Origin of the sequence: Nocardia panacis (genome assembly GCF_003598715.1) — a bacterium.
Taxonomy (GTDB): domain Bacteria; phylum Actinomycetota; class Actinomycetes; order Mycobacteriales; family Mycobacteriaceae; genus Nocardia; species Nocardia panacis.
The window spans coordinates 261,122-274,119 of sequence record NZ_QZFU01000041.1 but is presented as its reverse complement, the minus strand read 5'-3'; the positions used below and the strand labels follow the sequence as shown (position 1 = coordinate 274,119).

The following is a 12,998-nucleotide window of genomic DNA, read 5'->3' as shown; positions in this document are numbered from 1 at the left end:
AGTTGCTTCACATGGACCTGCGCTTCGACCAACTCGGCGCGCTCAATGCGGCGCTCACCGAGGGCACCTTCGAGGCCGCCGCACGACGGCTGCGCATCACACCGTCCGCCATCAGCCAGCGCATCAAGGCATTGGAATCGGCGACGGGCCGCGTCCTGGTGCAGCGCACCAAACCGGTGCGCGCCACCGAATCCGGACGCGCCCTGCTGCGCTTGGCCCGTCAACTCGACCTGCTCACCGCCGACGCCGCGCGCGAACTCGGCGGCGACTACACCGGGGCAGGCACGGTGACGCCGCACGAGTCGCACACACCGACGCCCGTGCGGCTGCCGATCGCGGTCAACGCGGATTCGCTCGATACCTGGGTGCTGCCCGCGCTGGCCGCCGTCCCCGACCGCAACTGCTTCGACCTTTACCGCGAGGACGAGACGCGGACCACCGAACTCCTGCGCGACGGCACGGTCATGGCGGCCATCACCGCGACCGCCGCGCCAGTTCCCGGCTGCCGGGTGACGCGGCTCGGCGTCATGCGCTATCGACCGATGGCGAGCCCCGAATTCGCCGCCACCTGGTTCGCCGACCGACCCGCCACCAAGGCGTTCGCCGTCGCGCCCGTCGTCCAGTTCGATCGCAGCGACGTACTACAGAACCGCCATCTGCGCAGGCGCACACGACATCCGGCGGATCCACCGTGCCACTACGTACCGTCCTCGGCCGGCTTCGCGAGCGCGGTGCGACTCGGACTCGGGTGGGGCATGCTCCCGGATATCCAGGTCGCGGGCGATCCCGGATTCGTCGCCATCGATGGCGACGCGCACATCGATGTGCCGCTGTACTGGCAACAGTGGCGGCTGGACTCTCCCGCGCTGAACGCGGCGGCCGAAGCCATCGCGGCCGCGGCCGCCGCGGCGCTGCCGCCGCCCGCCCGGAGATCACCCACCGAATGACGCGCTCACCACGCCGCCATCGCTATCAGCACTACGAGCTCAGGGGGGGTGACCGCAGCAGCCCAGTTCAGGTGAACGCGGCGAGGTTTCGATCGACCCACTGACCGAAGGTTCTCGGTTTCGTGCCGGTGATGCGGGCGACAGTGTCGCGCACCGCGCTCAGTTCCGCGTTCACGTCGCCACCGGTCACCTCGAGTATCGCGTCGGCGGCCTCGGGCGGCAGGAATTGGAGCATCCCGGCCCGCGCCTCGGCTCGGGTGATCTCGATGATCGGGATGGTGCGGCCGATGGCCTCGGCAATGGTCGAGACCTGGTCGCGGGCGGTGATCGCCGCCGGTCCGGTGAGCGGGTAGATCTGTCCGCGATGTCCGGGCTCGGTCAGCGCCGCGTGCGCGACGGCGGCGATATCGGCGGGATCAATGGTGGGCACCCCGATGTCCGGGAAGGGGAGATGAACGCCCGCTCCGCGAATCTCCTCCGCCCACAGCATCGCGTTGGAGGCGAATTGGGTTGGGCGCAGGATGGTCCAATCCATACCGCTCTCGCGCAAGAGGCTTTCAACAGCGGCGTTCTCCTGTGCGGGTCCGAGGTGTGGGTGGGTTTGCACGGTGATCGAGGAGACCAACACGACGTGCCGGATCCCCGAGCGGCGGGCCAGGTCGAGCAGGTCGGCGTCCGGACCGACCCGTGATACCAGGAACATCGCGTCGACGCCCGCCATGGCGGAAGCCAGAGTTTCCGGACGGCTCAGATCCCCGGCGATCGTGCCGATATTCGGCGGCACGATCGCCGCGTCAGGACGGCGAGTGACGGCACGGACCCGAATATTCGGCGTATCGGCCAACCGGATGACGAGTTGGCCGCCGATATTGCCGGTCGCACCGGTCACCAGGATGGTGCGTTTGACTTGGTTCGCTGTAGACATGGCCGCCACGCTAGAACCTGAATAAATGTTCAGGTCAAGCGCCACCGAACAGGGCTCGAGAAGCGGGCGGCGCGGGCACCCCGCCACGCAACGCCCACGCACACCAGCCGAATCTCGAACCGACCCGAATGCCCCTGGAGTACTTTCGCGTACCGGACACCCACGGTCGCCGCGACCGAATCGGACTCTGCGACTTCGCATTCGCGGCTATGCTCAACTCGCGCCGACCGGCCGGAATGGTAATGCTGGTTGGCGTGCGCGAGCTCGGAGATACGACGATGACGGTGGAACGCCGCCTCCTGCTGACCCTATCCGGACAATTGGATCAACCCGGATTGGATGAGCTGCGCCAACGTCTCGGCCTGCACGGCCTCGGCCAGATCACCGACCCCGCCGACGGCACGCTCGGCTCCAGAGCGGTCCCGGATCTCGGCAGCCCGGAACGCAATATCCACTCCATGTCGCTGAAGCTTTGGCGGCACGGCGAATTCGGCTGGGCCTTCAGCATCGACGTCCCCGCGGGGATGCGCATCGCAGGCACCGAGGTCACCTGGTGGGGCGACCGCGCCGCCTCCGCCGCCGCCGCCGTCGGCTTGAACGTAGTAGCGCGTCGCACTCGCCCCGACACGCTCACAACCGATCCCGCCCCCGAGTCCGCGCTCGCACACCACCGCGCCACCCCCTCGATCGGCAGCGAATCGGCAAACGCACACACCTTCACCGAACCGGCACGCGCACAACCCACCACCCATGCCGAATCCGCACGCTTGCAGGCCGCCCCCAACTCGACCAACCCCAATGTCACCCGCACCCAGCCGGGCGCTGATCCCCTTGCCGATGCCCATGATTCGTCGATGACGGGGCAGGGTGCCACCATCTCTGGGCTCGTTCCGCAGCACACCACCGACCCGAACCCGACCGATTCATCGCTGAATACGCAAATCTGGCATCAGTCCTCGCAAACCGACGCCACCGGCAACCCCGCCGCGCCATGGCCGACTTCCCCGCAGCCAGACCCGACCTATCGATCGCCGAATGCCCAACCCTGGCAACAGGCTTCCGCAATAGATTCGGCTCGCAACCCAGCCGCGCCATGGCCAACAGCCGCGCAACCGGACGCGACCAATTCACCGCTGAATCCCCAACCCTGGCACCAGCCCTCATCAATCGACTCCGCCGGCAGACCAATCGACTCCGCCGGCAGGCCGCGCCGGCCGGGTGCCGCAGAGCGCGAACCAGCCAATCCATCGCCGATTCCACAACCATGGAACCAGTCCTCTCCAACTGGTTCCGCCCACAACCCGGCCGCGTCGCGACGCCAGGGAACAACGCAGCCGGAGCCGACAGATTCAGCGCTGGATCCACATCCCCTGGACCAGCCGTCGCCAACCGATTCCGCTTACATCCCGCCCGCGTCGGAACGACATTGGGCTACCCCGCAGCAGACCACCAACACGGCATCGATGCCCCCGGAGTCCACTTGGGCGGCACTCGCGCCGATCTGGGCGACCCAGCAGCCGACTGAGCCGGAGACGAGTTGGACCCAGCCGAAACCCGCCGGCCCAGAGGTAGAGCCGACCGCACCCACTCCAAACCCGAGTCGGCCGGTCGAATCGACAGTCGCACCGGGATCGCACCTGCCGTCCGTCGACTCGGCCGCATTCGGACAGGATTGGACCGCATTCCGATCGAAGGAACCGGCGCACGAGGTGATCCCGCCGGTCCGGGACGCAATCGCGGCGGATCTCGAGCCGAAATCCACTGGATCCGAGAGAGAATCGCCCCCACCCGCATTGGGTCCGGGATGGGCACCGGAGTCGGGAACGCCGCCACCCATAGACCGGGCAGCCCATGGACGGAGCAACTCTTGGGCCGCATTCCACTCGGCCGAATCGGCGGCGCCCGAAGCGGCGTGGGCCGCACCGGAACCGAACTTCGCGGCCTTCAATCCGACTCAGGCACCTCTGGTGCCGACCTCGACAGAACCCATCCGTCCGCAAGCCGATGCGCGAAGGGACGGATCGACGTGGGCGGCACAGGAATCGGCTCAGAAGTTGCCGGAATCGGAAGCACCCGTTCCGGCCGAGTTCTCCGAGACGACAACACCCTCGGCGGAGCACCGGACAGCAGACCGGTCGAATGGGTCGGGTTGGGCCGACTTCGGACCGCCGATCCTGCCCGAATCGAGATACCCGATAGACCCGAACGAAGCCGAACTATCGACGCCCCTTCCCGATTGGGACACCTTCCACCAGGGGAACTCCGCCGACACACCCGCCTACTCCCGATTCATCTCCGCGACATTCAGTCCGGAACCGGAACAGATCTCTCCCGAAGAGGACGAGGAACTTCCGGTGGCTCGCTCGAGCCGCGAAGCCAGGGTCTTCATGGATATGACGGCCTGCGACTGCGGCGAGACGCGTTTCGAGCGAACCGAAGTGGTGGTGGCGCGCTCGGATGGCAGGCTCGCGCGGCACCACAGCGGCTGCTGTGAATATTGCGGCGAGGACCGGGAGTTCGTTTTTCTGGTGCCTGCGGCGGGCGAGATTCCCGATGACGATCCGAGGTTCGGGGCGGAGCGGGCGTCGGAGTTGATCGATGCGGGTGGGTGGCTGTGGGTTTCGGATGAGTACGCCGAGGCCGCAGGCGAGGATGCGGCGGATCCGGCGCAGGGGGTGGTGTGGTTGACGTGCGCGGCGGCGGCGATCGATGAGGTGGTGAAGTTCATTCCGGCGGGTCGCGGCGCGGTGCCGCCGACCGCGCTGTGGTCGCGGATCGGCCTGGATATGTACGCGCAGGATCCCGACCGCTTCCGTGCGGATCTGCTGGGCGCGCAGCGGGATTCCTACCTCGACCGGCTCAGTGGGCTGCGGCGGACGGATGCGTCGCAGAACTACGGGCCGCTATCGGATGACAACTTGGCCGACGATTCGCGCTTCGCGCTCTGAACGAACCGTACCGATCCCCAGCGCACCGTCGGGTACGGCAACGTACACAATGGCTCGATGACCACGTACGTCACCGCCCCGGCCTGGGCGTCTCGACACCGCACGCGGGCCGCACCTTCAAGGATTTCGCGAACGATATGGCGACGCTGTGCGCGCAAAGGAGTGTCGACGCACCTCTGATGGTCGCCAATTCCAGGGCGCGCCTTTCGCACTGGCCTGCGCACAGGCCGGAGTGGTCGATGCCCTGGCCATGGGCCGCTGGTCGATCGACCTGAGCGCCATCGAAATCCCAGTGGACCTCTGGTACGGCGCGTGAAGATACGACTCACTCCCCCGACCTCGGAATCGGCCTCGCCCAACGCATCCCGAACGCGGAACACCACCTCGTCCCCGATATCGGCGGCGCGATCCTGTGGACCCACCCCGATCAGTTCCTGCGCACCTTGCTCGACCGCGCACCGAAACCCGCCTGACCACACCCGCTTCCGGCGCGCGCACCCTGGCGTCGGCACCGAGCGCCCGTCAGTGGGCGCCCCGCTCGGCGCTCTGCGGCAATGCGAAGGGAAGTTCACTGCGGCGCGATACGGCCAGCTTTCGATAGACGCGCGTGAGGTGCTGTTCGACCGTGCTGGGGGTGATAGCCAGGGTGGCGGCGATCTCCCGGTTGCGCCTGCCCACCGCGGCCAGTTCGGCTACCCGGCGTTCGGCCGGGGTGAGCGTGTCGACCGCGTGCGCGGGCGGACGCGCGGGCGGTCGGTCCGGCTCACCGCCCAGGTCGCGCAGCAGGGTGGCGGCGCCGCAGGTTTCGGCCAGGGCGGTGGCCTCGCGCAGCAGCGCCCACGCCTTCTCGTGATCGCCGATGGCGCGGTGCGCGCGCCCCAGTTCGCCGAGGACGGTGGCCAATTCGTGATCGCTGCCGCCGGTGCGGGCGATGGCGGCGGCGCGGCGCAGCAGCGCGATGCGACGGCAGCGGTCCGCGGTCGCGGCGAGCAGGCGCAGCGAGACACCGCCGCTGGGGTGGTCCTCGGCGGTGCCGAGCTGCTTGAGATGCAATGTCGCGAAGGTGCGCACCTGGGTGGGATTCCCGGCGCTGAGATAGGCGGCGGCCAGATCGTTGCGCCAGGGCACCAGCCACGGAAAGTCCATGTGCCAGCGCCGCATCAGCTGTCCGCAGCGCCGGAAGGCGCGCAGCGCCTCGGAGACCCGACCCACCGCGAGACTGTGTTGTCCGCGCGCCCGCAGATACGGCAGCGCGAAGCGGGAGTCGAACATGGCGCGCGGCACCGGCCTGCGCAACTGCGCCTCGGCTTCGGAATACTTGCCGAGCAGGGTTTGTGCCCGGACCAGCGCGGCCACCGGCGTGCCGATCCAGACGCCGAGATGTTCGGCGGGGACCTGATTCAGCGCCAGCGTCGCGTAGCGGGCCGCGGCCACCGGATCACCCTTGCGCACCAGGATCTCCGCGCGCAGACCGGTGAAGATGGCCCGCCAGGTCGGCGCGCGCCTGGCCTGTGCCTGCGCCGCCAGTGCCTCGCACCACGCCTCCGCGCGATCGAGCCTGCCGCCGTAGCCGAGGCAATAGATCGCCGCGACAAGCGGTTCCACCGTGGCCTCGGTGAGTCGGTGGCCGGTGAGCACGCGCTGCGCCAATGCGGCCGACCGGTCCGGTGCGCCGCCGCTGAACAACTCGGCCAGCATGCCCGCGGACTCCCGATGCACCGAACCGCTGCCCGCGCGGACCGGCAGCGCGCACATCCGATCGTGTCGCTCCGCATGGACCGGATGCGTGTATTTCAGCCATTGACAAAGGAATTCGAGCCGATCGATACTGTCGGATCGGTCGCCGTCGAACCCGGTGGCGTCGGTGACGCAGGCCGGGCCGCGCTCCAACTGGTCGAGCGCCTGCTCGGCATCGTCGTCGAAGCCGTGCCACAGCAGGTGCGGAATCACCGACGGCAGTTCGTCATTCGGGATTCGACCGGCGTACAGGGCGGTCTTGAGTCTGGCGAAGTTCCTGGTGCGGGTGGAGGGGTTGGTCCGCCACTCGAGCGAGACCAGTCGGGTGGAGATCGCGGCCCGTCCGCCCGCTCGTCCGCTGGCGCGGAAGGCGCGTTCCAGCAGTTCCACCGCGCGGTCCACCTCGTCGTGGGCCGCCGCGGCGGCGGCGTCGGCGAGCAGCGCCGCCGCGGCGGGCGAGCGCGCGGGCTCGAGTGCGTCGGGTCCGAAGACGCCCTCGGTGGAGAACATCGCGTCGTCGGGCAGGACGACGCGCTCCGCGGAGGCGGTTTGCTCCCCGCGCGCCAAATCCATCACTATGGCTCGTTTCGGGGGAATTACGTTGTGCTGCAACATGCTCGGTCCCTTCATCGATCGGGTGCGCCGACTGGGTACGAGCCACCCCCGAAGGGAGAGCATGGGTGCGGGGAGCGCGGCATCGTCGCAGCACGGGCCTCGATGCCCGCTGAATCCAGCCGGTGCGCAACAGGTTCGGGCGGCCGCCGGGTGCGTCCACACTACCGGGCGGAGGGCGAACCGCGCATTCGATCGGTGCGCCATTGACACATCGAGCACCCCTACTACCCCCCTATTCGATCCCCCGGCCGCGGCGTCGATGCCGCCCCGACCAGGGGAGCAATGCGAAACACTAACCGCAACAGCACGATTCGCAATCACCGCAAACTCTTCGGTGGACGGTGCGGCTCGGCGAAGGTTGGCGTGTGAAGACCATCGTGCGCACCGCCGCGCCACCGCGCTTCGGCGCGTCGAACCTCCGGCCGTGTCGCCGAAGGCCGCCCCGAACCCCACGAGTCCTGCAAAGCGAACCTTCTACGCGGCGGTGACGCGAAAATCGAACCGACCCGGTCGGTTTCGAATCGGCGCTAGCGCCGGAAGCGGTCCCGCAGTTGCGGATCGTTCTCCCACCAGAGTCCGGAGGTCGCGCAGTGCCCCGACTCCTCGACGGCCGGGGCGGTCCGCGTCGTCGGGGCGGCGCGTCGCGACTCGGCCTCGGCCGCATCCAGTTCCGCGTCCACCGTGCGCGCCTTGCGTCGCTCGTCGGCGGCGAACGAACGCATGAGCACCAGCAGGAAGGGCAACCCGAGCACATCGCCGAGCAGCCAGATGACACCCGCGCCGATGATCTGATCCATTCGCGGATCCGGCCCCCAGGTGCGTCCGACCTGCTCGTAGTAGTCCGAAGCCAGCAGCGGCCCCAGCCACAGCACCAGTCCGAGCACACCGTCGGCCAGTGATTCGAACACCGTGATCAGCAGCGAGATCGACTGGGTGTAGCGGCGCGGCACCGGATCGGCCTGCAAACGCGCGTAGAAGTAGATGAAGCCGATGACCACCATGAGCAATCGGGACACGATGTCCACCCAGCCCGCGCGCAGCAGCGCGGGCAGCCACGGCGAGAGGTACAGCAGCCACGGTGTCACGAGAATGAGCAGCGAGCCGACGGCGGGAAAGGTGAGCGCACGGGCGAATCCGCTGCCGAGTATCCGATCCAGCCGGGACCGACCGGCCGGTCCGAGCGCGTCGCGCAGCACCGTCACCGGTTTTCCGGAGGCCAGTCCGAATGGGACGACATAGAGCAGCAGCAGCATCTGGAGCGCCCGCATCCAGAACAGCGTGTTCGAATACACCCCGATGACGCTGATCCCGGTGAGCAGCCACACGCCGAGCCCTGCCGCGAGGAAGGTGACGACCCGACCGGTCGGCACCGCCGTGCCGCGCCTGCGGGCCGCCGACCACGCGGTCAGGTAGCCCGCGCCGAGCGCGGCCGTGACCAGCACGGTCGAGGTATCCCAGCGCCAGGAACCCAGCGCCGCGCCCACGGTCAATGGCGTATCGATCCAACTCACGCGAGCCAGTATGCGCCGCCGGAATGTCGGGACCGCCCGCCGCCCGGATGCTCGCACGCTAGGGTCGACGGGTGATATTCGGCGCAGGGCCGTGTCCGCGGCCACACCAGTCCCCGGCAGGCTCGTGAACGATGCGGCCGGAGAGCATCTTTCGTGGACGCGTACCCGACAGATCCGGTATGCCCAGGCCGCGCCGGGCCGAACTGCTGCTCTGTCTGGCCGCGGTGGGGATCACGGCCTTCGCCGGTTTGGCGTTGACGGCGAGTATCGGCGCGGGTCCGCTGGCCTCCTCGCTCGGGGTCTTCGCGGTGATCGCGCTGCTGGCCCACCTGGCGGTCCGGGTCTGGGCGCCCCGCGCCGATCCGGTGCTGCTGCCGTGCGCGGTGGCGCTCAATGGGCTCGGTCTGGTGCTCATCGAGCGGCTCGATCGCGCGGACGCGCTGCTCGGGGAGCCCGCCTCGGATGCCGCGCACCAGTTGATCTGGACCGGGATCGGCGTGGGCCTGTTCGCGACGGTGCTGATCCTGATTCGCGATCATGCCGTGCCCGCCCGCTACGGCTACACCTGCGGACTGGCCGGGGTGGTCCTGCTGCTGCTTCCTGCCGTGCTGCCGTCGAGTATCAGCGAGGTCAATGGCGGCAAGAGTTGGATTCGGCTGAGCGGGTTCTCGATTCAGCCCGGTGAATTCGCCAAGGTGCTGCTGCTGATCTTCGTCGCCTCCTTCCTCGTCGCCAATCGGGAGCTGTTCACGACGGCGGGCAAGCGGGTGCTGTGGATGACGGTGCCGCGACTGCGCGACCTCGGCCCGCTGCTGGTGGTCACCTTCGTCGCGGTGCTGGTGCTGGTCTACGAGAAGAATCTGGGCTTCTCGCTGCTCATCTTCGGCACCGTGCTGGCCATGCTCTATATCGGGACCGGGCGCGGGTCGTGGCTGATCATCGGGGTCGGTATGTTCGCGGTCGGCGCGGTGATCGCCTACAACCTGTACGGGCATGTGCGGGTGCGGGTGCAGGTGTGGCAGGACCCGTTCGCCAGCTACGACACCACCGGCTATCAGATCGCGCAGGCGTTGTTCGGCCTGGCCACCGGCGGGATGCCGGGCACCGGAATCGGTGCGGGGCATCCGCAGAACGTGCCGTTCGCCAAGACGGATTTCATCATCTCCACCATCGGCGAGGAGATGGGCCTGATCGGGTTGACGGCGATCATCGCGCTTTTCCTGGTGCTCACGGTGCGCGGCTTCTCGGCAGCGCTCAGCACTCGCGACGCCTTCGGCAAACTGCTGGGCGGCGGCCTGGCCTTCACCCTGGCCTGGCAACTGTTCGTGGTGGTCGGTGGCGTCACCAAACTCATTCCGCTGACGGGGTTGACCACGCCGTTCATGTCCTACGGCGGCTCCTCGCTGCTGGCCAACTACATCATCGTGGCGCTGCTGATCCGCATCTCGCACGATGCCCGCAGCACCGCGCCGCCGCCACCGCGCCCGCCCGGCAATCTCGCCGAGGCACAGACCGAACACATTCGGCGCTGAAGCCTTCAGCCTGCCGCGATGCCGGTGAGCAGGGTCCGGGTCGAGGAGGTGCGGGTGGTGATGTACTGGGTGAAGGTCTGCGGATCGCCGCCCGGCTCCTGCTGGGTTAACTGCACCTCCCAGCGCGTCTCCTCCGGCGGCCCATTGGGTGCGCGGGTGATGCGCACGCAGTAGCGGGTTCCGTTGGCGAGCTGATTGATTCCGCGCTGAATCTGGTCGGCGGCGGGGATCGCCGAATCGGGAGCCACCACGGCGCGCGCGGCATAACCCGAGCGCTGCACGTAATAGGCGCGCTCGAAGGCGAGGATGGCCGAGGGACCATCGGTGGTGCCCCCCGGATCGGTGCCGGAAACAACGTCTGTGGAACGCGACTGGACACAACCGGGGGTGGCGACGGCCGTCACCGGTTCGGTCGTCGTGGTGGGCGCGCTGGAAGGCGCCGCACCGGACGCGGCGGGCGGCGGGGGCGCGAGCGGATGCTTCGTCTTCCCGGAGGCCCGGAAGGCCAGCAGCACAACCGAAACCACCAGCACCGTCACGCCGAGAACGATGAGCACGGGCAGCAACCGATTGGCGCCGCTGGCCTGCACCTCGGGTCGGCGGGCGCGGCGCAGCCCGAGTCCGCGATTGCCGCCGGTGCGATCGATGATGGCGGGCACCAGATCCCGCTTCTCCTCGCGGGCCGGTGCCTCCGGTCGCGGCTCGCGGTAGCGGACCTTCTCCGGCTCCGGTTTGGGCGCGGGCCGCTGCGGCGCGTAATCCAGCCAGCGCTGCCACTCCTCCTGACTGCCGACCGGACTGGGCACGCCCGGATCCGCTGCGGTGTGCGGCACGTGCGGCGCGCGCCGACCTATACCGCGCCGCTTGCGCTTCTGCGGCTGCTTGGCGGGCAGCCGCAGCATGGGCAGGCCGGAATCGAAGGGGTTGGCGCGCTGGGGATCCGGCGACTGAGAATCAGAGGGCATCGTCACCGAAGTCGCCGATGACGGCGACCGGCACCGTCTCGTGCGCGGCGGGCGTCGTCACGCCGAGCTGCCCGTCGCGCGGCTTGTGCTCGGAATCGCCGCCGCCGGACGCGGCCGGGGGCACCAGCATGCCATTGTTCGGGGCGGGTTCGGCTCTGGTCTCGGCGCCACCGGAGCGCGGGGCGGGCGCGGGCTCCGGCTTGATGACCGGAGGCGGCGGGGCGCCTTGGAAAGGAGCCTCGGGCGCGGCGGGTTTGGATTCGGGTCGCGCGCCGGTGAAGGGCGGACCGGACGGCGAATTGGCCGAGGGCGAGCTCGTGCCGCCGCCGGTGCCGCCACCGAAATCGAAGAGTTTGGCGGAATTTCCGGAACCCTGGCCGCCCGCGCCGTTCTGCTGGGTGGATCCGGGATGGATGAGTTCCGGGATCGCCTTGTCCATCACCTTGTCGGCGGAGGTGGCGACGGTATCCATGGCGTGCGTGCCGATTTCGACGATCTTGTCGATGAGGTGGGTGCCGATATTCACCCCGGCATCGATGGCGGCGGTGCCCACCTGCACGCCCGCCGAGATGAGCTGCTGCTGCACCTGGAGCTGGGCCGCCTGCACCGGATCGACCTGCGCCGCACCCGCGACACCGGGCACGGTGGCCACACCGGGAGTGGCGCCCGGCACGTACTGGGTGCTGTAGCCGCCCGCGACCCCTGCGGGCTGCGTGACGGTGAGCGGACCCATGGCGTCCAAACGCTGGGTGTGGCTGTCCATCTCGGTGCGTGCGGTCTGCACCGTGCTCACCGCGTCGCGCAGGGCCTGGGTGGCCCGCGCGATCACCGCGTCCGTCTCCGGGGAGGAACTGGCATTGCCGAGGATCTGTTTGGCATCGCGCCGGAAATCGGCGATGATCTGGTCCACCTTTTGCGCGGCGCGCGAAGTGGTGCCCTGCGCGTCGGACAGCACCGACAGGTAGGCCGGGCCGCGATCGGAGATATCACCGAGTTGGGTCTGGGTGGTGCGCAGCGCGGGCACCGCCGCGTCGGCCGCCTTGGACTCCCAGGTGGATTCGAGCGCGTGCAGACCCGCGCGATGCGGGGCCTCGGCATCGGCGGCGCGGGCCGACGCGGTGGACAGCGCCCTGGTGATGCCCTCGTCGGGTGCGGACGCACCGCTGCCCAGCGAGGCGCGCAGGCGCAGCATCGGCTGGATCAGCGCGGCCACGATGGCGGGATCGCCGCCGGATTCGGTGGGCTGGGTGCGTGAGTCGCGGGCGGGCGCGGTCGCGGGCCTGCGCCGCAGGGTGGCCAATCTCCTCATGCCAGTGTCTCTTTCGTCCGGGCGAGCGCGGCGGCGGTCTCGGAATCGGAATCGCCCATTTCGGTGGTGTGGCCGCGCAGCACGTCACCGTAGGCGCCGACGAGGCGGCCCGCGGTGGACAGCGCCTGCTGATGTTCGGTGACCGCGGCGGTGAACCGCTGCGCGAACTGCGCGCCGACGAGCCCCAGATCGACGGCGAGCCGCTCGGGCGCGACCGCGCCGCCCGCGACCTCGGCCGCCGAGGTCAACTGCGCCGACACCGCGTCCGCGATCCTGGTGTAGGCGGCCATTGCCGCCGGGTCGAGCTTCAGCGTGTCCACTGTTCCCCCTCACGGAAACCAATACTTCGCTGTCGCGGCATGATTCGACACGCCGAGCCTCTCTCGCGCCGGAGGGCGCACCCCGATCCGGCACTTCGGCCCGCACGGGGAAACGACAAGCATCCGACGTGGGAGATTGTAGAGCCAGGCCACCGCGCCGGGCCAGAGTACGCACGCGGAAACGCCGGA

The 12,998-nt window shown here is 69.1% G+C and carries 11 protein-coding genes; 4 read left to right on the top strand and 7 right to left on the bottom strand.

Annotated features, from left to right (window positions below; all coding sequences use genetic code 11):
- The first annotated feature begins 11 nt into the window (after positions 1–11).
- Complete coding sequence (locus tag D5S18_RS29325; RefSeq protein ID WP_120044527.1) at positions 12–947, top strand: LysR family transcriptional regulator ArgP; 936 nt, start codon at positions 12–14, stop codon at positions 945–947.
- 67 nt (positions 948–1,014) lie between these two features.
- Here the strand turns inward: D5S18_RS29325 and D5S18_RS29320 are convergent, their stop codons facing one another.
- Entirely contained in the window at positions 1,015–1,872 is an 858-nt protein-coding gene (locus tag D5S18_RS29320; RefSeq protein WP_120044526.1) for an NAD(P)H-binding protein, read from the bottom strand.
- Positions 1,873–2,180: 308 nt separating this feature from the next.
- Positions 2,181–2,327 carry a hypothetical protein gene (locus D5S18_RS35095; protein ID WP_158608020.1) on the bottom strand — a complete coding sequence of 49 codons (147 nt, stop codon included), beginning with the start codon at positions 2,325–2,327 and terminating at the stop codon, positions 2,181–2,183.
- Positions 2,328–3,926: 1,599 nt separating this feature from the next.
- Here D5S18_RS35095 and D5S18_RS34610 point away from each other — a divergent pair.
- Entirely contained in the window at positions 3,927–4,820 is an 894-nt protein-coding gene (locus D5S18_RS34610; RefSeq protein ID WP_147404262.1) for a hypothetical protein, read from the top strand.
- Between the two features lie 148 nt (positions 4,821–4,968).
- The gene (locus D5S18_RS35090; RefSeq protein ID WP_158608019.1) at positions 4,969–5,136 is read left to right on the top strand and encodes a hypothetical protein; all 168 of its coding nucleotides are present in this window, start codon (positions 4,969–4,971) and stop codon (positions 5,134–5,136) included.
- Positions 5,137–5,342: 206 nt separating this feature from the next.
- Here the strand turns inward: D5S18_RS35090 and D5S18_RS29310 are convergent, their stop codons facing one another.
- Together D5S18_RS29310 and D5S18_RS29305 are read right to left on the bottom strand one after the other, a co-directional pair.
- Positions 5,343–7,130, bottom strand: a complete 1,788-nt coding sequence (locus tag D5S18_RS29310) for a helix-turn-helix transcriptional regulator (protein ID WP_120044340.1) — start codon at positions 7,128–7,130, stop codon at positions 5,343–5,345.
- A gap of 569 nt (positions 7,131–7,699) precedes the next feature.
- Positions 7,700–8,674, bottom strand: coding sequence for a cytochrome c oxidase assembly protein (locus D5S18_RS29305; RefSeq protein WP_120044525.1), 975 nt, complete (start codon positions 8,672–8,674; stop codon positions 7,700–7,702).
- Positions 8,675–8,862: 188 nt separating this feature from the next.
- Here D5S18_RS29305 and D5S18_RS29300 point away from each other — a divergent pair, with 188 nt between their 5' ends.
- A complete protein-coding gene (locus tag D5S18_RS29300; RefSeq protein WP_239004071.1) occupies positions 8,863–10,215 on the top strand; it encodes an FtsW/RodA/SpoVE family cell cycle protein in 1,353 nt (450 codons plus the stop codon).
- 5 nt (positions 10,216–10,220) lie between these two features.
- Here the strand turns inward: D5S18_RS29300 and D5S18_RS29295 are convergent, their stop codons facing one another.
- The 3 genes from D5S18_RS29295 to D5S18_RS29285 are packed head-to-tail and all read right to left on the bottom strand — an operon-like array spanning position 10,221 to position 12,809.
- Entirely contained in the window at positions 10,221–11,180 is a 960-nt protein-coding gene (locus D5S18_RS29295; protein WP_147404258.1) for a DUF8176 domain-containing protein, read from the bottom strand.
- Positions 11,170–12,489, bottom strand: coding sequence for a hypothetical protein (locus D5S18_RS29290; protein WP_120044337.1), 1,320 nt, complete (start codon positions 12,487–12,489; stop codon positions 11,170–11,172). Before D5S18_RS29290 ends, D5S18_RS29295 begins: the two co-directional genes overlap by 11 nt.
- Positions 12,486–12,809 (bottom strand): hypothetical protein, encoded by a 324-nt coding sequence (locus D5S18_RS29285; protein WP_120044336.1) that lies wholly within the window; start codon positions 12,807–12,809, stop codon positions 12,486–12,488. Before D5S18_RS29285 ends, D5S18_RS29290 begins: the two co-directional genes overlap by 4 nt.
- Positions 12,810–12,998: the final 189 nt, after the last annotated feature.

Excerpts from the sequence above, each read along its gene's own strand:
- D5S18_RS29325 (WP_120044527.1), top strand. The coding sequence starts at position 12 with ATGGACCTGCGCTTCGACCAACTCGGCGCGCTCAATGCGGCGCTCACC.
- D5S18_RS29320 (WP_120044526.1), bottom strand. The coding sequence starts at position 1,872 with ATGTCTACAGCGAACCAAGTCAAACGCACCATCCTGGTGACCGGTGCG.
- D5S18_RS29310 (WP_120044340.1), bottom strand. The coding sequence starts at position 7,130 with ATGGATTTGGCGCGCGGGGAGCAAACCGCCTCCGCGGAGCGCGTCGTC.
- D5S18_RS29300 (WP_239004071.1), top strand. The coding sequence starts at position 8,863 with ATGCCCAGGCCGCGCCGGGCCGAACTGCTGCTCTGTCTGGCCGCGGTG.
- D5S18_RS29295 (WP_147404258.1), bottom strand. The coding sequence starts at position 11,180 with ATGCCCTCTGATTCTCAGTCGCCGGATCCCCAGCGCGCCAACCCCTTC.
- D5S18_RS29290 (WP_120044337.1), bottom strand. The coding sequence starts at position 12,489 with ATGAGGAGATTGGCCACCCTGCGGCGCAGGCCCGCGACCGCGCCCGCC.